This window comes from Intrasporangium calvum (assembly GCF_028446585.1).
Taxonomy (GTDB): Bacteria; Actinomycetota; Actinomycetes; order Actinomycetales; family Dermatophilaceae; genus Intrasporangium; species Intrasporangium calvum_A.
Genome location: NZ_JAPFQL010000004.1, coordinates 61,616 through 79,538, shown reverse-complemented (window position 1 = coordinate 79,538; position 17,923 = coordinate 61,616). Strand labels below are relative to the sequence as shown.

Sequence of the window (17,923 nt, the reverse complement as noted above, 5' to 3'; positions counted from 1 at the left end):
ATCGAAAGAGCAGTTCGCGACACGTCGCGAACTGCTCTTTCGATCAGGGTGCTGGGCTGCGGCGGACGTCCACCTGGGCCGGCGAGGCGGCGCCCAGGACACCCCGAAGGCTGGCGGCGAGCAGGTCCGCGGCATCAGCGGCCTCGGCCGGCTCAAAGGTCGCGCTGAAGTCGGGGTCGGCACCCTCGCGTTCCCAGCCGAGGGTGACGAGTGTGTCGAGCTGCGTGGGCGTGAGATCGGTGACGCCCTCGAACTCCGCGTCAGCGATGCACTCCAGCGCGATCAGGCCCTCGATCAGGCGAGCCTGGAGGAACGTGTCGGGGACCGGTGCCGGAGGTGGCGGCGGCGCGAGGGCGCGGCGCCAGCCCTTGCGCGCCTGTGCTCGTCGCTCGGCCACGACTGCGGCCGAGTCGACGTGGACGACGAAGGTCACCCAGTCGCTGGGCCCGAGCCGCGCCAGCAGGTCAGCGATCCGGGCTGCCCAGACGTCCCAGGACTCCTCAGCGGGAGGTGTGCTCACGACGGGTCCGGCACCCCGTCGTCCACGACGGCCGTCTCCAGCAGCCGGCGCAGGTGCTCGGGGATCGGGGTGGGTCGCCGGGTGTCGGCGTCGATCTCGACGTGGACCCAGTGGCCCACCGCCTTCGGTGCGCCATCGCCGACCTCGGCCGCGACCGGGTCGACGAAGAGCCCGAGCTGGTAGGTGACGCTGCTCTGCCCCAGCCTGGTGATGCGCAGGCCCACGACGATCGGCGTGGGGAAGGCGACCTCGGCGTAGAAGGTGCAGCCCGACTCGGCCACGACGCCCTGAGTCGGGTCCGTCAGCGGGTCGATGGTGACGTGATCGGCCTGCCACCCGTTGATCGCCGAGTCGAACAGCTCGTAGTAGACGGCGTTGTTCAGATGCCCGTACATGTCGTTGTCCGACCATCGAGTCGTCACCGGACGGTGAACCGGGAAGTCCGAGAGCGTCAGGGTGCGCGGATCGACCACTCGCCCATCCTGCCTGACGACAGGCCGCCGTGGGCCACGTAGCCTGCAAACATGTCGACCTGGATCGTCTTCCTGCGGGCCGTCAACGTCGGCGCGCGGAAGTATCCGATGGCTGACCTCCGGGACGCGCTCACGCGGGCCGGCTACGGCGAGGTCGAGACCCACATCCAGACCGGCAACGTGCGGCTGACGAGCCCGCTCCGGTCCCGCGCCACGCTGGAGTCGGCGCTCGAGGCCCTCTTCGAGGCGGACCGTGGCTTCCCGGTGGCGACGATGACCTTCACCCCGGGCGAGCTCGCCCAGGTGGCACGCGAGGCCACCGTCCTCGGGGAAGCCAGCCCAGCGGCATACGGCCAGTATGTGAGCCTGCTGAAGGAGACCCCCAGCGCTGCGGATGCCAAGTGGGTGGAGGCGCTCTCGCGTCATGGCGAGCGAGTCACGCTGCGGGGCAGGGCAGTCCACTTGCTGCTCGATGTGCCGTACCACGCCGCAAAGGTGTCCAACGCCGCCATCGAGAAGGTGGTCGGCCCCGCGACGAACCGCAACGTCAAGGTCATCCGTGCCCTCGCGCAGAAGTGGGGCTGAACCCGTGAAGGTGGAGGTCTGATGAAGAAGATCGGTTTCCTGTCGTTCGGGCACTGGACGCCCTCGCCGCACTCGCAGACGCAGTCGGCGGCCGACGCGCTCCTCCAGTCCATCGACCTGGCGGTCGCCGCGGAGGAGCTGGGCGCGGACGGGGCGTACTTCCGGGTGCACCACTTCGCGCGGCAGCTCGCCTCGCCGTTCCCGCTCCTGGCCGCGGTCGGCGCGCGGACGAGCCGGGTCGAGATCGGCACCGGCGTCATCGACATGCGCTACGAGAACCCGCTCTACATGGCCGAGGACGCCGGCGCGGCGGACCTGATCTCGGGAGGGCGGCTCCAGCTCGGGATCAGCCGCGGGTCACCCGAGCAGGTCATCGACGGCTGGCGCTACTTCGGGCACGTGCCGGCCGAGGGCTCGGACGCGGCGGCGATGGCGCGCGAGCACGCGCAGGTCTTCCTCGACGTGCTCAAGGGGGAGGGCTTCGCCGAGCCGAACCCGCGGCCGATGTTCCCCAACCCGCCGGGCCTGCTCCGCATCGAGCCGCACTCGCCCGGGCTGCGCGACCGGATCTGGTGGGGTGCGGGGACCCGGGCCACCGCCGAGTGGACGGCCGAGCTGGGGATGAACCTGATGAGCAGCACCCTGCTCACCGAGGACACCGGGGTGCCCTTCCACCAGCTGCAGGCCGAGCAGATCCAGCGCTTCCGGGACGCGTGGAAGGCCGCAGGGCATGCGCGCGAGCCGCGAGTGTCGGTGAGCCGCAGCATCTTCCCGATCGTCAGCGACCTCGACCGGCAGCTCTTCCTGCGTGAGACGGCCAGCCAGGACCAGGTCGGGCACCTCGAGGGCGGGCTGGCGCGCTTCGGGAAGAGCTATGCCGGCGAGCCGGAGCGTCTCGTCGCCGAGCTGGCCGAGGACGAGGCCATCGCGGCGGCCGACACCCTGCTGCTGACCGTGCCCAACCAGCTCGGCGTCGACTACAACGCGCACGTCATCGAGAGCGTCCTGACGCATCTGGCGCCGGCGCTGGGCTGGCGCTGAGGGTCGGGGCCGGGGGCTGTGGATCGAGGGGCTGTCCTGTCGGCCCGCCAGCCTAGAGTCGGTCCATGGCGTGGAGCGTGGGTCGGGCGACGTGGGTCCGTGACCTGACCGACCCCGAGATCGCGCAGCAGGTCGGCTCCCGCACCTTCGAGCGGGGGTCGGCGTATGCCGCGCAGCACCGCGTCCGCTCACTCGCAGCCCGGCCCGAGGGGATGATGATCCTCGGCACCGTCGAGGGCACCGGATCGCAGACCTACCAGACCATCGTCGAGGCCCGGCCGCACCCGAAGGGGCGGGCGCCCTTGTGGTCCGGGCGATGCAGCTGCCCCGTCGGCTCCGACTGCAAGCACGTCGTCGCTCTGCTCCTGCTCGCCCGGGACGTCGCGCACGGCAAGCAGCCCGTGCCGGCGGGCGCCGAGGGCTCCGGTGGCGAGGTAGCGGCAGCTCTGGCGCCCGGAGCCCCGCGCGAGGCGCACTGGTCCGAGGTCCTGGGGCACGTCCGCCCCCGACCCCGCGAGCGCGCCGAGGCTCCCGCGACACCCGAGCCGCGCGGGGACCTCATGCCGGCCGGGCTCTTCGTGGACACCGTCTACCGCGGCACCGGCTGGCAACGGCAGCCCGAGATCGGCTACGGGCTGCGGGCCACCCGGCGGACCCGCACCGGCACGTGGCACCAGAGCCTCACCTGGCACGATGCGCTGCCCCAGTGGCGGACCGGGATCCGCTACCTGCCCGAGCACGAGCGGGTCATGACGCGACTGCGGGACGAGGTGCGCAAGGGCTCGGGCAACACCACGTACTTCACGGCGGCAGCGCCCCTGGCCCTGGACGCCGTCCCCGAGGTCTGGCCGCTGCTCGCCGAGGCGCGGGAGGTGGGCATCGCGATCCTGCCGGGCCAAGGCGTCGTCGGGCCCGTGACCGTCCTCGACGAGCCGGCCCGCCTCGTGCTCCACGTCCTGCGCGCCGAGGACGACTCCGGCGACCTCGTGCTGCGAGTCACGGTGGAGGGCCTCCCCGATACCCAGGGGGAGCGGGTCCTGCTCGGGGACCCGGTGCACGGGCTGGCCATCGAGGGCGCCGACGGATCGCTCACCCTCCTGCCCCTGGAGCAGGACCTCGGGCTGGGTCGCGAGGCGATCCTCCAGGCCACGGTCGGGCTGCGGGTGCCGGCCGAAGAGCGCGGCACCTTCCTGCGTGCTGCGGTCCCGGGGCTGCGAGACCACGTGCGGGTGCGCTCCGACGTGCCGCTGCCCGCCCCGGAGGTGGAGCCGGACGCGGGCCCCGAGCGGGTCCAGGTGCACCTCCACGTCCGGTCCGACATCCCCGGGGAACTCCGCCTCGACCTCGGCTACGCCTACGACGGACGGACCCGGGCCTTCACGACGCCGCGCTTCGGCGGCGCGGCCCGGGACCGGGTCGCCGAGGAGGCGGTGCTCGAGGCCGCGGAGTCCGTGCAGGCCGTGCCCCGGGCCACCTGGCGCGACTCGAGCGGCCATCTGCACCTGGCGAGTCGGCTGGAGCTCAAGGGAATCGACGCGGCCCGCTTCGTCACGGACCACCTGGACCAGCTCGAGGCGGACGAACACGTCATCGTCGACGTCGAGGGTGAGCTGCCGGCCTACGAGGAGGTGACGACGGCGCCCGTCATAAGGCTGGGCGCCTCCGACGGTGAGACGACGGACTGGTTCGACCTGCGGGTGTCCGTCGAGGTGGATGGGGAGGAGGTGCCGTTCGAGCCGCTCTTCGCCGCCCTCGCCGCGGGGGAGGAGGTGATGCTCCTCGACTCCGGCGGCTGGTTCCGGCTCGACCGGCCCGAGCTCGTCCACCTGCGCGACCTCATCGTCGAGGCCCGTGAGATCGCCGACCCGCAGTCGGGTGCGCTGCGCCTCTCGCCGCACCACGTCGACCTCTGGGAGGAGCTCGTCGCGTTGGGCGTGGTGGACCTGCAGAGCGCGAGGTGGGCGGCGAACGTCGAGGCCCTGCGCTCCGCGGACGAGATGCCGCCGGCGGCCGTCCCGACAGGCCTCCGCGCCACCTTGCGGCCCTACCAGCTGGAGGGCTACCACTGGCTCGCCCGACTGTGGGACGCCCGGATCGGCGGGATCCTCGCCGACGACATGGGGCTGGGCAAGACGCTCCAGGTGATCGCCGCGCTGGCCCGGGCTGATGAGCGCGGGGAGCTCGCCGGTGGCTCCGCGCAGTGCGGGCCCATCCTCATCGTGGCTCCGACGAGTGTCGTCGGCACCTGGCTGGGCGAGTTCGCGACGTTCGCTCCGCACCTGCGGGTCGTCGCCGTGACCGAGACCAGCCGCAAGCGAGGAACGCCCGTCAGCGAGGCCATCGGCGACGCGCAGGTGGTCGTCACGTCCTACGCCGTGCTCCGCCTCGACGACGCGGGGTTCCATGCCGTCGAGTGGGGTGGGGTGGTGCTCGACGAGGCGCAGTTCGTGAAGAACCGCCAAGCCAAGACGCACGTGGCGATCCGCCGGCTCGGCGCGCCCTTCACCATCGCGGTGACCGGCACCCCCCTCGAGAACTCCCTCATGGACCTGTGGGCGCTGCTGTCACTGACCGCCCCGGGCCTCTACCCGAGGCCCGATGTGTTCACGAAGAACTACCGCAAGCCGATCGAGACGGGCGCCCGCCCCGAGTTGCTCGACCACCTGCGGCGCCGGATCCGCCCGCTCATGCTGCGCCGGACCAAGGAGCAGGTGGCGCTCGACCTGCCGCCCAAGCAGATCCAGGTCGTCCCCCTCGAGCCGCACCCGGTCCATCGCCACCTCTACGACCGGCACCTGCAACGCGAGCGGCAGCGGGTGCTGGGCCTGCTCGCCGACGCAGAGGGCAACCGGGTCGCGATCCTCGCCTCGCTGACGCGGCTGCGGCAGCTCGCCCTCGACCCTGCGCTGGTCGACGAGGCGCACCACGGCAAGGCGACTGCGGCGAAGGTCGACTTCCTCGTCGAGCAGCTCCAGGAGCTCGCCGCCGAGGGGCACCGCGCCCTCGTCTTCAGCCAGTTCACCGGTTTCCTTCGGGTGGCCGAGGGCGCGCTCCATGCGGCAGGCATCGGCACGGCCTACCTCGACGGTTCGACGACCGACCGTCCGGAGGTCATCCGGGGTTTCCGCGAGGGTGACGCCACGGCGTTCCTCATCAGCCTCAAGGCCGGAGGGTTCGGCCTGACCTTGACCGAGGCCGACTACGTGTTCGTCCTCGACCCGTGGTGGAACCCGGCCGCGGAGGCGCAGGCCATCGATCGCGCGCACCGCATCGGGCAGGACAAACCCGTCACCGTCTATCGACTCGTGTCGGCGGGCACGATCGAGGAGAAGGTCGTCGCCCTCCAGGAGCGCAAGAGAGATCTCGTCCAGCGGGTCGTCGACGAGGGCGGCGCGCTTTCGGGTGCGATCACCGCGGATGACGTCAAGGACCTCCTCGACCTCTCCTGAGTCCCGGACCCTCTCGCCGGCGCGGGCCGTTGCGTGCCGAACGCGCGATACTGCGCGCTCCCGGCACGCAGCGAGGTCCCCAGCCAGCGTGGCTGCGAGAATGCGCCCATGGAGATCGAGGAGACCCTCCTTCCGGGGGTCGGGATCCGCTACGAGATGGCCACGCGAGCCGGCCGGGCCATCGTGATCGTCGTCGAGCGGGACGGCGGCGTGCAGGTGGGCACCTACTCGGCGGATGACCCCGACCAGGCCCTCGAGTGCATCGTCCTCGACGCCGACGAGGCGCTCGCCATCGGTGAGCTGCTCGGCGCGGCGCGGATGAGCCAACGCTTCGCCGACCTGTCCCGAGAGGTGCCCGGCCTAGAGTCGGCGCGGCTGCCCGTCACGCCCGAGAGTCCCTACGGCGGGCGCTCCCTCGGCGACACGCACGCCCGGACGCGCACGGGCTGCTCCGTCGTCGCCATCGTGCGCGGTGACGAGGTGATCTCATCGCCCGGCCCGGCCGAGCCCCTCCACGTGGGTGACACCCTCGTCGCGATCGGCACGGAGCGCGGGCTGCGCACGCTGGCCGCCCTGATCGAGAACGGATGGACCGAAGAGGTGCGAGCTCTCTGCGCCGGGCCGGCGTAGGCGATGCACTCCCTGACCCTGCTCTTCGTCGAGCTCGGCGCCATCTTCGCCGGGCTCGCCGTCCTCAGCTGGGCCGCCAACCGTCTTGGTATCTCGGCCATCCCGCTCTATCTCGTCGCGGGCGTCTTCTTCGGCACCGGCGGGCTCGTCCCCCTCGATGCCGCGCTGCCCTTTGTCAGCATCGGTTCCGAGATCGGCGTCCTCCTGCTCCTGCTTACCCTGGGCCTGGAGTTCACCGCGTCCGAGCTCGTCCAGAGCCTCCGGCGTCACCGGCGTTCGGGGATCGTCGACTTCGTCCTCAACTTCCTCCCCGGCCTCGGCGCCGGGCTGCTTCTTCGCCTCCCGTTCGTCGTCGCCGTGGCCCTGGGCGGCGTCACGTGGATCTCCTCCTCGGGCCTCATCGCCCGGCTGCTCGGTGACCTCGGCCGCCTCGCCAACCGCGAGACGCCCTCGGTGCTCTCGGTCCTCGTGCTCGAGGACATCGCCATGGCGCTCTTCCTGCCGGTGCTCCTCGTCATGCTGTCGGGAGGCGGCCCCCTGCAGGCCCTCGGCGGTGCCGCCCTGGCGATGGGTGCGGTCGGTCTGGCCCTCTACGCCGCTCGCCACGCCGGGCATCGGATCGCCCGCATCCTGTCCACGAAGAACGACGAGCTGGCCCTCTTCTGGCTGCTCGGAGCCACCCTCCTCGTCGCGGGAGCCACTGAGGCCCTCGGGGCGAGCGCCGCCGTCGGAGCGTTCCTGGTCGGGATCGCCGTCCCCACCGAGGTGGCGGACCGGGCGCGCGTCCTGCTCAGCCCGCTCCGGGACCTCTTCGCCGCGGTCTTCTTCGTCAGCTTCGGCCTGTCCACCGACCCTGCGCAGATCTGGCCGGTCCTGGGAGTCGCCCTCGCCCTGGCCGTCGTCACGACGCTGACGAAGGTGGCGACGGGTTGGCACGCGGCCAGGCGCGACGGCGTGCAGTTCAACGGCCGCCTCCGCGCCGGCACCGCTCTCGTGGCCCGGGGCGAGTTCTCCATCGTCATCGCCGGACTCGCCGCCACGGCGGGCAGCGACGACATCAAGCCGATCGCGACTGCGTACGTGCTCGTCCTCGCGGTCGCCGGCCCGATCCTGGCCCGCTACAGCGACAGCATTGCGGGGCGGATCCGGCCGTCCGGCCGACCCCGACGGGCCAGGACCTGACCCGCCGCTGACGGCTCCTCCACCCCGCACCCTGTCGACGCTGCGCGCGCGCGACATAGAGTGGTCGGAGCCTGCACCGCACTGCTACGAAAGGAATGACAGTGGCTTACACGCTTCCCGAGCTCGACTATGACTACGCGGCTCTCGAGCCGCACATCAGCGCTCGCATCATGGAGCTGCACCACAGCAAGCACCACAAGGCCTACGTCGACGGCGCCAACGCCGCGGTGGCCAAGCTGGAGGAGCTGCGCGAGTCGGGCGACTACGCCGCGGTCAACGGCGTCGAGAAGAACCTCGCCTTCCACCTCGGTGGGCACACCAACCACTCGGTGTTCTGGAAGAACATGAGCCCCGACGGCGGCGGCCGGCCCGAGGGTGAGGTCGCAGCGGCGATCGACGAGTACTTCGGCGGTTTCGAGAAGTTCCAGGCGCACTTCAACGCCAACGCCAACGCCATCCAGGGCTCCGGCTGGTCCATCCTCGCGTGGGACACCATCGCCGCGCGGCCGCACATCATGCAGCTGTTCGACCAGCAGGGCAACATCCCGGTCGGCCAGATCCCGCTGCTCCAGCTCGACATGTGGGAGCACGCGTTCTACCTCCAGTACGAGAACGTCAAGGCCGACTACGTCAACGCCTGGTGGAACGTCGTCAACTGGCAGGACGTCGCCGCGCGCCTCGAGCGGGCGAAGGCCACCCAGGGCCTGATCATCCCCGGCTGAGCCGGCGCAGCAGCACCGTCCAGGGCGGGCACCCCGACGTGGGTGCCCGCCCTGCGTCGTTGCCGCACAGTTCCGGGACGTTGGACTCTGGAGCCACCCACCCCGCCCCCGGTACCCGTGGAGTGAAGGGGAAGAGGTGAGGCAGATGGCAATCATTGATCGACCAGCGACAAACGCACTCCGCACGAGCCACCCGGACCCCAACGCGCCGCAGCGCACGGCTTGGCTGGCCTGGCTCTCGGTGGTCCTCCTGGTCGTCGGTCTCGGAGGGGGCTTCCTCCTGGGCCGGTCGACGGCGCCCGAGGCGGCCGCCCCGGCTCCGCCTCGGGACCTTGCCGGTGCGACGGTGACGAAGTTCCTCGCGGACTACGTGGCGGTCGTCAACAAGGGCGACAGGGCCGGCATCGCAACGTTCTACGCAACGGATGCGACGGTGACGAGCACCGTTCCGAGCGACCCGTGGGTCGTCAAGGGCAACACGGAGATCGCTTCCGCGATGGGCAGCTGGTGGGATCTCCTGGGCTTCCGGATGGAGAACGCGGGCACGCCGATCCAGAAGGGCCAGCTGGTGATGCAGTCGCATGACACGGCCTTCGGACCGTCCATGTCGGTCTTCCAGATCGTCAAGGGCAAGATCGTGAACCAGTGGATCCTTCAGGCCGCCAAGTGAGGACCGAGCCAATCCGGTCCCCGTCCTGACGGCGCCGAGGAGAAGCCCCTCCCCGGCGCCGCAGCAGATGGGACGCCACCTCAGCTCACGTGGCCCCGTAGCGGATGGTCCCGCTCCACGTGCCGGAGGTCTCGCTGTCCCACCCGGAGAGGATGCCGAGGGCTGTCCCGGTGCCCCCGCCCGTCGCGCCGGCGAACCGTCCCGTCCCCCCGGTGATCGTCCAGCTCAGGACGACGTCGCTCCGGGTCGGGTTGATCTCCGCGTCGAGCTGGAAGGTCCCCGAGTAGGTCATCCAGAGCTCGTCGCCGTCGGCGGCTGTCAGGGTGGTTGTCCCGTGGTCGAACCAGCCCTCCTGCCCGGCGGTGCAGTGGGTCATCTCAACTGTGACCCGGCCGAGGTGCGAGAACCAGGCTGTGCCGTTCTGGCTGTAGCGCCAGGTCCAGTTCGGTCCGGCTGGACAGCCGACCGGGGGCCCATAGCTGTCCGGCGCCGGGCTGGACCAGCCCTTGAACGGTCGGGTGGGTGCCTCGGCCGCCAGGGCGCTCGGCATCCCCGTCGTGAGAACGGCTGCGGCGACAGCCAGTGCCGTGAGGTGTCTGCGCATGATGTCCCTCCTCCGCTACATGGCGCGGATCGACGCTAGGACGGCGACCCCTGTCGCGACAGGGGCGAACGTCCCGATGCCGTATGCCGCTGGGCTCGCTCCCCGGGACAGCGGTGCAGTCGGATGGGTGGCTGGGTCACAATCGCGGCCATGGGGTTCACCATCAGGCCCGCGGTGCCGGACGACTTCGAGGCGGTCGGGCAGATCACGGTGCGCGCCTACCTCGGCGGCGGTCACCTGACGGAGGGATCGACGTATGTGCAGACCCTCGCCGACGCCGGTCGTCGTGCCGCAGGAGCCGAGCTCTGGGTCGCGGTCGATGATGCCCAGGGGCGGGTCCTCGGCACGGTGACGTTCGCAGCGCCGGGCACGGCCTTCCATGAGATTGCCGAGGCCGGCGAGGCAGACGTCCGGATGCTCGCCGTCGACCCGAACGCCCAGGGGCAGGGCGTCGGTGCGGCGCTCATGGTCCGTTGCGTCGAGCGGGCTCGGGAGCTCGGCCTCACGGCGATCGCCCTGTCGACCCAGCCGTCCATGCGAGCGGCGCACCGCGTCTATGAGCGGCTCGGCTTCGAGCGGGTGCCCGAGCGGGACTGGCAGCCGATGCCCGGGATCGAGCTGCTCGCCTACCGGCTGGACCTGACCTGACCCTGCGTGCCGGACGCGCGACACTTCGCGCCCCTGGCACGCATCACGTCGGCCGGGCCAGCCGTTCGACGACGCCGAGGAGCAGCGCCTCTCGCAGCTGGGACGGCAGGGCGTCGAGGAGGGCGTTGATCGGGGCCATCCGCTCGGGAAGCACCAGCCGGCCCGTGCGGTCGGCCATTCCGGCGACGGCGAGCAGCCCCGAGAAGGTCTCCTCGTCGAGGTGCTGGGGGTCAACGGAGCTCGCTGCGGCCACCAGCTCCGCACTGGGCGCTGCGGGACCGAGGGCCACGGCGGCCGTGACCGCGCCAGTCAGGTCCGAGGCGAACTCCGCCGAGGACCGGTGCGCCACCGCACTGAGGGTGAAGTGGAGGGTCGCCGGCAGGTCGCCGCAGGACATCTGGGGCTGGGCGTACCAACCCCGGGTGAGGAGCTCGTCCGAGACGGTGAAGACGTCGCAGGTCTCGTCGGCGGTGACCGCGAGGAGTGTGGCATCGGGCCGGGCCGCGAGGGAGAGCGGCGCGATGTCCGCGACCGACCGGGCCAGCTCGAGCGTGGCCCGGCGGGCCTGAGCGGCCAGGTCCGCGTAGCCGTCGAGCCCGATGTGGTGGACCACGGCCCAGGCCGCGGCGACCGGGCCGCCCGACTTCGTCGACTGCATCGTGGTGTTGAGCATCGTGTAGCCGGGCCACCGGGCCGAGGCGAACAGGTGTGGCTGGCGCAGCTCGCTCGAGGCGTGGAGCAGGAGGGAGATCCCCTTCGGGGTGTAGGCGTACTTGTGCAGGTCGACGGAGATGCTGGTGACACCGTCGACCGCGAAGGTCCACGGCTCCTGGTCCGGCTCGGCGGTGCGGAGGTGCGGGAGCACCCACCCCCCGATGCACGCGTCGACGTGGCAGCGGACCCCTGCGGCGGCCGCCGCGGCCGCGATCGGGCCGACCGGGTCGATGACGCCGTGCGCGTAGGACGGCGCCGAGGCCACCACGAGGACCGTCCGGTCGTCGATCGCGGCGGCCATCGCCTCCGGGTCGGCCCGCTTGGACTCCGGGTCGACCGGGACGAGCACCGGCTCGACACCGAAGTAGTGCGCCGCCTTGTGGAACGCCGCGTGGGCCGTGGTCGGCAGCACCATCCGCGGGGCCCGGACCTCGGGCCTGCCGTCGCGCGCCGCCAGGACCGCGAGGAGGATCGACTCCGTCCCCCCAGAGGTCGCGACCCCGACGAATCCCTCTGGGGCATCGACGAGCCGACCAGCCATGCCGACGAGGTCGTTCTCCATCTGGAGCAGGGACGGGAAGGCGGTGGGGTCGAGGCCGTTCGTCGAGGCGAAGGCGGCCAGGGCCTCACGACCGATCGCGTCGGCCTCTGCCAGCCCGGAGTCGTAGACGTAGGCGAGGGTCCGCCCACCCTGCGTGGGCAGGTCACCGGCCCGCAGCTGGGCCAGTCGGGTCCGGATCTCGTCGGCGTCCATCACGGTCCAGCGTCCTTCCGTTCGAGTGACGCGCGTGGGTGCGGCCCGGGGCCCAGCGCGTCGCCGGGGTAGGCGCGCAGGGCCAGTAGCGACAGCGCGACGAGCACCGCGGGAACGAGGGAGAAGCCCACGACGATCGCCGTCACCGCCGAGTCGGTCTGTCCGGAGGCCGATCCTGCGCTTGAGGACACGTAGCCTCCGAGAGCGAGCACAGCGGCATACAGCCCCGGCCCGAGGGCCAGCCCGAGCGTCTCCCCAGCCGTCCACACGCCCGTGTAGAGGCCGATGCGGGTCCGGGTGTCGGCGCTGCGGCTGGCCACGTCCGGGAGCATCGCCATGGGGAACATCTGGGCGCCTGCGTAGCCGACGCCGACGAGGGCGACGGCCGCATAGGTCGCGCCGTCCGGCAGGGAGCGGGCCAGGACGAGCACGAGGGCGCCACCGCCGAGGAAGAGCGACGCGACGAGGTAGCCGCGCTGCTTGCCGAGACGGGTCCCGAAGCGCTGCCAGAGGGGCGTCACGAGCAGCGCCGGGGCGACGAAGCAGACGAAGAGCAGGGTCGCCGACAGCGGCGTGCCGATCACCCAGCGCGACACGTAGTCGACCCCCGCGAGCATGGCGCCCGTCGCCAGGGCCTGGATCACGAACGTCGTCAGCAGGAGGCGGAAGGGGCGGTCCGAACGCACGACCCGCAGCTGGTCGCCGAACGACACCTCGGCCGGGGTGTCGCGCAGCGCCGGAGCCGACCGGGTGCCCCGCCACGCGCCGAGCGCCCCGACGGCGATGAGCAGCCCGACGAAGACGCCGACCGCGCGATAGCCCCACTCGGGGCCGAGCACGTCCCGGATCGCCGGAGACGCGCCGCCGCTGACGAGGATCGCGAGGGCGAGGATGGCCACCCGCCACGTCATGAGCCGCGTCCGCTCGTCGTAGTCGTCGGTCATCTCGGCCGGCATCGCGACGTAGGGCACCTGGAAGAACGCGTAGGCGGTGGCGCAAGCGAGGTAGGCGAGCGCCACCCAGGCAGCCCCGGCCCAGGCGGGCGAGGTCGGCCCGGCGAAGAGGACGACGAAGCACACCGCGAGCACGAGGCCGGCACGCACGAGAAAGGGGCGGCGCCGGCCGTCCGGGTGCCGGGACCGGTCGCTGATCCGTCCCGCGATGGGGTTGAGGATGACGTCCCAGGCCTTCGGCGCGAAGACGATGACTCCAGCGAGTCCGGCCGCGATGCCGATGTGGTCGGTCAGGTAGGGCAGGAGCAGCAGCCCCGGCACCGTGCCGAAGGCGCCCGTCGCCACGGAGCCGACGCCGTAGCCGCGGCGCACCGATGGCGCGAGCATGACCGCACCCTAGTCCTGTCGGGCGGGCCGGGGTGTGTGCCAGGTGCGCGGAACTTCGCGCCCCTGGCACGCGTCACTCGGAGCTGCAGGCGGAGCACCGGCCGAGCAACGCCGCATGGGTCGTGTCGAGCTCGAAGCCCAGTTCGTCGCGCAGCCACCGACCCGCCTCGTCCAGCACCGCGACGGGGGCGTCCTGCACCCGCCCGCAGACGGAGCACTGGACGTGCAGGTGCCCGTGAGCGTCCTGAGGCTCCACCACGGCCGGTGAGGTGTGTGCGGCGGCGAGGTGGTAGACGGTTGCGCTCCCACCGAGGTGGACGTGGGAGAGAACGCCCGCGTCCGTCAGCGAGGTCAGCGTCCGATAGACGGTGGCGCGGTGGACTGACGGCTCCCGGTCGGCAACTCGCTCGCCGATCTGCTCGGCAGACAGGTGCTCGTCGGCGCGATCGGCGGCGTCGACGACCGTCAACACCGCATTGCGGGCGGGCGTGATCCGCTCACCCAGCTCCCGCAAGCGGGCGAGGGCTGCCTCGACCCGGTCGTCGTCCACCTTCGCGTTCACCTCGCCATTATCGGGGCGCCAGGACGGTCCTGACGTCAGGCCGTGACGGGCCAAGCCGGACCCGGCGCGTGCAGGCGCTCGCACTCGACAGCTCGCCTCCTGGGTCAAGGCGGCGAGCGCCTTTGGACGGGTGCCCCGGGGAGCGAGCCCAGCGGCATACGGCACACTGCTCCTCGTGCGTGCACTCACGAAGCTGACCGCCGGCCCGGGGCTCGAGCTCGTCGACCGGCCCGAGCCCGTCTGCGGCCCGATGGACGTGAAGATCCGCGTCCTCCGTGCCGGCCTCTGCGGGACCGACCTCCACCTGCTCGACTGGGACGACTGGGCGGCCGCCACGGTGCAGCCACCGCTCGTCATCGGCCACGAGTTCTACGGCGAGGTCGTCGAGATCGGCGAGGACGTCGACCACGTCTCGGTCGGGGATCGCGCCTCCGGCGAGGGCCACATCGTCTGCGGCGTGTGCCGCAACTGCCGGGCCGGGCGGCGCCACCTGTGCATCCGCACCCAGGGCGTCGGCGTCAACCGCGACGGGGCCTTCGCCGACTACGTCGTCATCCCGGCGAGCAACGTCTGGGTGCAGCCGGCCGACCTCGACCCCGACCTCGGTGCCGCGTTCGACCCGCTCGGCAACGCGACGCACACGGCGCTCCAGTGGCCGATGGTCGGTGAGGACGTCGTCATCACCGGCGCCGGCCCCATCGGGGTCATGGCCGCGGCGATTGCCCGGCACGCCGGCGCGCGCTACGTCGTCGTGTCCGACGCCAGCGACTACCGGCTCGGTCTGGCCAAGGCGGCCGGCGCCGACCTGACGATCAACGTGACGCGCGAGTCGCTCGCCGACGCGCAACGGCAGCTCGGCATGAAGGAGGGCTTCGACATCGCCCTCGAGATGTCCGGCGCGGCGCCCGCGGTGAGCGACCTCATCACCAACATGAACCACGGCGGCCGGATCGCCCTGCTCGGCCTGCCGCACCAGTCCTACGAACTGGACTGGGGCAAGGTCATCACCCACATGCTGACCCTCAAGGGCATCTACGGCCGCGAGATGTACGACACCTGGTATGCCATGTCGCAGATGATCGCGACGTCCGAGACCTTCCGGGCTGCTGTCACGCAGGTCATCACGCACCGCTTCCCCGCCGAGCAGTGGGAGGAGGCCTTCGCCACCGCCCGGTCCGGGCAGTGCGGCAAGGTCGTCCTCGACTGGAGCTGACCGGATGACCGACCCGCGTCCTCTCGTCCTCCTGCATGGCCTGGGCCAGTCGCCGATCGTGTGGCAGGACTTCGTGTCGGCCCTGGGCGCCGGCCGGCCCATGCACGCGCCGTGGATGGCCGGTCTCCGGCCGAAGGACCCGGTCGGCTTCGACCTGGCGGCGGCCGCTGCGGGTGTCGCTCAGGAGCTCGAGCTGCAGGGGATCCGGCAGGCCGACTTCCTGGGGGTCTCCGTCGGCGGGTCGGTCGCGATGCACCTGGCCGTCGAGCGACCCGACCTCGTGGGGCGGCTCGTCCTGGCCGGCCCGCTCGTGCGGCCGTCCGCGAGTGCGCTGCGGATGCAGAAGCTCGCCCTGCGGCTCATCCCCGAGAGCAAGCTCGTCGACATGGGCGTGTCCCGCCCGCGGATGCTCGCCGTCTTCGACGCGCTGCGCACGTTCGACGGTCTCGAGATCATCAGCCGGATCGCCGCGCCCACCCTTGTCGTCGTCGGTGGGCGGGACCGGATGGGGATCGTCGCCGCCCGGCAGGTGCTCGGGGCCGTGTCCGGCGCCCGGCTGGAGACCGTCGAGGGCGGCAGCTCGTTGCTCAACGCCGACCATCCCCGAGAGCTGGCGGACCTGACCCGGGCCTTCCTCGACGAAACGGACTGACGGCGGCACCGCTGGTGTGCGGCGCCGCCGCCAGTCCGCCCTCTCAGGAAGTCTCAGGAAGTCTCAGGGTGTCTCCGGGTGGACCTGACCGCCCGGGTTCGGCTCGTCCGGGCAGGGCAGGGCCGTGCCGGGTGGGAAGGCGACGACGCCGTTCGATGCCTCCGTGACGATGGCCGGCGAGGCCGCGTTGCAGTGCGCCTGTGCCCAGGCCCTGCTGATCGGTCCGGTGACGACCGGCTCGTCGTGGGCGGGCGGCTGGATGATCTGGCCGTGGGCGCCGGCCGGCCCGGCGGCGACGAGACTCAGGGCGAGGGCGGCGAGCAGTGTGGCGCTGGCGCGGAGGGTCATGATGCGCTCCTCTCGAGGTGGAAGGTGACGTCGACGGCGTTGGCTTCGGAGAGGGCCAGGAAGATCGGGCACCGGGCGAGCCAGGCCTCCTCGAGTGCCCTGACGTTCTCGGCGGGGCTGGGGGACGTGATGGTCACGTCCATGGCGATCGAGAAGAGCCGGGGGTCCACCCCCTCGACGCCGACCAGACCGGCGAGGTCCGTGGAGCAACGGGCCTCGGCGCTGAGGTCGTCCAGGACGACCGCGAACTCCGGCGCGAGCATGTCGTTGACGAACGCCACTGCGCAGGCGGCCAACGCCCCGAGCAGGTAGGCGGTCGGGCTGGGTGCCTGGTTGCCGCCACCGACGACGGGCGGCAGGTCGACGTCCCAGTTGAACGGGCCGGACGAGACGCGGGCGCGACCGTTGGCGAGCGAGGCAGTGGCCTTCGGGGCCACCTTGCCGGAGTCGGGGTTCGCGATGAAGCCCGCCTTCGACTCGTGGATCGTGGTGGTCATGCTGTTCCTCCCTGTCATGGACCCCCGTGGGTCATCTCGACGGTAGGAGTGCGCCGGGGGCGCAGGCATCGGCGCTGGCGCGCAACCCCCGTGCAGCCAGGCCGGTCCGGTGGCGGCTGGCGCGCAGCCGTCCTCAGTGGTGGGCGAGGTAGCGAGCCACGACGGCAGTCCGGGCGGCCCGCCCCGAGACGCCGGCCTTGGCGTAGACGTTCTGGAGGTGCCGCTCGACGGTCCGGACGCTGAGCACCAGGGCCTCGGCGATCTGTGCGTTGTCGAGCCCCTGTGCGGCCAGGCCGAGGATCTCCTCCTCCCGACCGGACACCGCCAGGGCCTCCGCAGCATGGCCGTTCCCGGCCGCGGCCGAGTGCGTCGACCGCTCCGGCTCGAGGAACTCCGTCACCTCGCGCAGCCACACCGGCCAGGCCGGCTCGTCCCCGAGCAGGATGTGGTTCTTGGAGTCGAGGCACACGAGCCGCGCGTCCGGGATGCCGGCGCTGAGCCGCCGACCCCAGGCGAAGTTGGCGGCCCGGTCGTCGCGGGCATGGAGCACGAGCGTCGGAGCCCGGACCTGGCTGAGCAGTCCCGAGACGTCGACGTCCGCCCGGGCGAGGCGACTGGCCATCGCGTTCTCCGGCGAGGTCGACATGCGCTGCAGCTCGTCGAGCCAGGACATCTGCTCCTCGGTCGCGTCGGGGATGAGCACCGAGGTGAAGACCCGTCGAAAGATGGGCTCCTTGCGGGCCCAGCCGGTCTTGATGATCGCCAGCAGTGCGGTCTCGGCATCCTGGTCGTCGGACTTGGCGAAGCAGCCGCTGCCGATCGGGGCGTAGAGGATGAGGCGGCTGACCCGCTCCGGGTGCCGGGCCGCGTAGCCGATGGCCAGCGGCGCGCCCGCCGACATGCCCATCAGCGCAAACTGCTCGTGCGGCTGCTGGTCGAGCACGGTCTCGAGGTCGCGAAGGCGCGACTCGTAGCCGAAGTCGTCGACCTCCCAGTCGGACAGCCCGAAGCCGCGCTCGTCGTAGCGGATGGTCGTCGCGATGTGGCCCAGCGACTCGAGGAAGTGTCGCCACACCGGGCTCTGCCAGTCGTACTGCAGGTGGCTGAGCCAGCAGGACGCGATGACCAACGGTGGCCCGCTCCCATGCGTGGCCCACGCCAGCCGCGTCCCGTCAGCACTCCGGCAGAACCGCAGGTCCTGCGCGGGTGCCGCCCCCTCGGCGATGCTCCCCATCATCACAGGCTAGGGCGCAGCCACCACCAAATCCGGTAAATGGTCCAAACGGTTGGGCTGGGCCATGGCACGCAAGCGGGAGCCG

General features: G+C 71.8%; 19 protein-coding genes. 10 read left to right on the top strand and 9 right to left on the bottom strand.

Features of this window, described 5'->3' with window-relative positions:
* Window positions 1–43 precede the first annotated feature (43 nt).
* Together OO014_RS02145 and OO014_RS02140 are read right to left on the bottom strand one after the other, a co-directional pair.
* The gene (locus OO014_RS02145) at window positions 44–520 is read right to left on the bottom strand and encodes a TY-Chap domain-containing protein (protein WP_272460616.1); all 477 of its coding nucleotides are present in this window, start codon (window positions 518–520) and stop codon (window positions 44–46) included.
* Complete coding sequence (locus OO014_RS02140; protein ID WP_272460615.1) at window positions 517–993, bottom strand: acyl-CoA thioesterase; 477 nt, start codon at window positions 991–993, stop codon at window positions 517–519. Before OO014_RS02140 ends, OO014_RS02145 begins: the two co-directional genes overlap by 4 nt.
* Before the next feature lie 51 nt (window positions 994–1,044).
* Between OO014_RS02140 and OO014_RS02135 the strand changes: the two genes are divergently transcribed.
* The 7 genes from OO014_RS02135 (at window position 1,045) to OO014_RS02105 (ending at window position 9,272) form a co-directional block, all read left to right on the top strand.
* The gene (locus tag OO014_RS02135) at window positions 1,045–1,578 is read left to right on the top strand and encodes a DUF1697 domain-containing protein (protein WP_272460614.1); all 534 of its coding nucleotides are present in this window, start codon (window positions 1,045–1,047) and stop codon (window positions 1,576–1,578) included.
* Window positions 1,579–1,599: 21 nt separating this feature from the next.
* Window positions 1,600–2,619 carry an LLM class flavin-dependent oxidoreductase gene (locus tag OO014_RS02130; RefSeq protein WP_272460613.1) on the top strand — a complete coding sequence of 340 codons (1,020 nt, stop codon included), beginning with the start codon at window positions 1,600–1,602 and terminating at the stop codon, window positions 2,617–2,619.
* Window positions 2,620–2,684: 65 nt separating this feature from the next.
* Window positions 2,685–6,068 (top strand): DEAD/DEAH box helicase, encoded by a 3,384-nt coding sequence (locus tag OO014_RS02125; RefSeq protein WP_272460612.1) that lies wholly within the window; start codon window positions 2,685–2,687, stop codon window positions 6,066–6,068.
* A gap of 108 nt (window positions 6,069–6,176) precedes the next feature.
* Window positions 6,177–6,698: a cation:proton antiporter regulatory subunit gene (locus tag OO014_RS02120; protein WP_272460611.1), complete on the top strand. Its 522-nt coding sequence runs from the start codon at window positions 6,177–6,179 to the stop codon at window positions 6,696–6,698.
* A gap of 3 nt (window positions 6,699–6,701) precedes the next feature.
* Window positions 6,702–7,880 carry a cation:proton antiporter gene (locus tag OO014_RS02115; RefSeq protein WP_272460610.1) on the top strand — a complete coding sequence of 393 codons (1,179 nt, stop codon included), beginning with the start codon at window positions 6,702–6,704 and terminating at the stop codon, window positions 7,878–7,880.
* A 95-nt stretch (window positions 7,881–7,975) separates the two neighbouring features.
* Window positions 7,976–8,602 carry a superoxide dismutase gene (locus tag OO014_RS02110; protein ID WP_272460609.1) on the top strand — a complete coding sequence of 209 codons (627 nt, stop codon included), beginning with the start codon at window positions 7,976–7,978 and terminating at the stop codon, window positions 8,600–8,602.
* A gap of 145 nt (window positions 8,603–8,747) precedes the next feature.
* A complete protein-coding gene (locus OO014_RS02105; RefSeq protein WP_272460608.1) occupies window positions 8,748–9,272 on the top strand; it encodes a hypothetical protein in 525 nt (174 codons plus the stop codon).
* Window positions 9,273–9,357: 85 nt separating this feature from the next.
* Here OO014_RS02105 and OO014_RS02100 read toward each other — a convergent pair whose 3' ends face one another.
* Window positions 9,358–9,876, bottom strand: a complete 519-nt coding sequence (locus OO014_RS02100) for a hypothetical protein (RefSeq protein ID WP_272460607.1) — start codon at window positions 9,874–9,876, stop codon at window positions 9,358–9,360.
* A 150-nt stretch (window positions 9,877–10,026) separates the two neighbouring features.
* Here OO014_RS02100 and OO014_RS02095 point away from each other — a divergent pair, with 150 nt between their 5' ends.
* Complete coding sequence (locus OO014_RS02095; protein WP_272460606.1) at window positions 10,027–10,524, top strand: GNAT family N-acetyltransferase; 498 nt, start codon at window positions 10,027–10,029, stop codon at window positions 10,522–10,524.
* A 43-nt stretch (window positions 10,525–10,567) separates the two neighbouring features.
* On the opposite strand, the gene OO014_RS02090 is transcribed toward OO014_RS02095, so the two are convergent.
* From OO014_RS02090 to OO014_RS02080, 3 genes are all read right to left on the bottom strand, one after another.
* Window positions 10,568–11,992, bottom strand: coding sequence for a pyridoxal phosphate-dependent decarboxylase family protein (locus OO014_RS02090; protein ID WP_272460619.1), 1,425 nt, complete (start codon window positions 11,990–11,992; stop codon window positions 10,568–10,570).
* The gene (locus OO014_RS02085) at window positions 11,992–13,332 is read right to left on the bottom strand and encodes an MFS transporter (RefSeq protein WP_272460605.1); all 1,341 of its coding nucleotides are present in this window, start codon (window positions 13,330–13,332) and stop codon (window positions 11,992–11,994) included. Before OO014_RS02085 ends, OO014_RS02090 begins: the two co-directional genes overlap by 1 nt.
* A 73-nt stretch (window positions 13,333–13,405) precedes the next feature.
* Complete coding sequence (locus tag OO014_RS02080; RefSeq protein ID WP_272460604.1) at window positions 13,406–13,894, bottom strand: Fur family transcriptional regulator; 489 nt, start codon at window positions 13,892–13,894, stop codon at window positions 13,406–13,408.
* 175 nt (window positions 13,895–14,069) lie between these two features.
* Between OO014_RS02080 and tdh the strand changes: the two genes are divergently transcribed.
* Window positions 14,070–15,107, top strand: coding sequence for an L-threonine 3-dehydrogenase (gene tdh / locus OO014_RS02075; RefSeq protein ID WP_272460603.1), 1,038 nt, complete (start codon window positions 14,070–14,072; stop codon window positions 15,105–15,107).
* Window positions 15,108–15,111: 4 nt separating this feature from the next.
* Entirely contained in the window at window positions 15,112–15,759 is a 648-nt protein-coding gene (locus OO014_RS02070; protein WP_272460602.1) for an alpha/beta fold hydrolase, read from the top strand.
* Between the two features lie 63 nt (window positions 15,760–15,822).
* Here OO014_RS02070 and OO014_RS02065 read toward each other — a convergent pair whose 3' ends face one another.
* From OO014_RS02065 to OO014_RS02055, 3 genes are all read right to left on the bottom strand, one after another.
* Entirely contained in the window at window positions 15,823–16,107 is a 285-nt protein-coding gene (locus OO014_RS02065) for a hypothetical protein (RefSeq protein ID WP_272460601.1), read from the bottom strand.
* Window positions 16,104–16,604 carry an OsmC family protein gene (locus tag OO014_RS02060; protein WP_272460600.1) on the bottom strand — a complete coding sequence of 167 codons (501 nt, stop codon included), beginning with the start codon at window positions 16,602–16,604 and terminating at the stop codon, window positions 16,104–16,106. The genes OO014_RS02065 and OO014_RS02060 overlap by 4 nt, the downstream gene beginning before the upstream one ends.
* Before the next feature lie 133 nt (window positions 16,605–16,737).
* Window positions 16,738–17,838 (bottom strand): alpha/beta fold hydrolase, encoded by a 1,101-nt coding sequence (locus OO014_RS02055; protein WP_272460599.1) that lies wholly within the window; start codon window positions 17,836–17,838, stop codon window positions 16,738–16,740.
* Window positions 17,839–17,923: the final 85 nt, after the last annotated feature.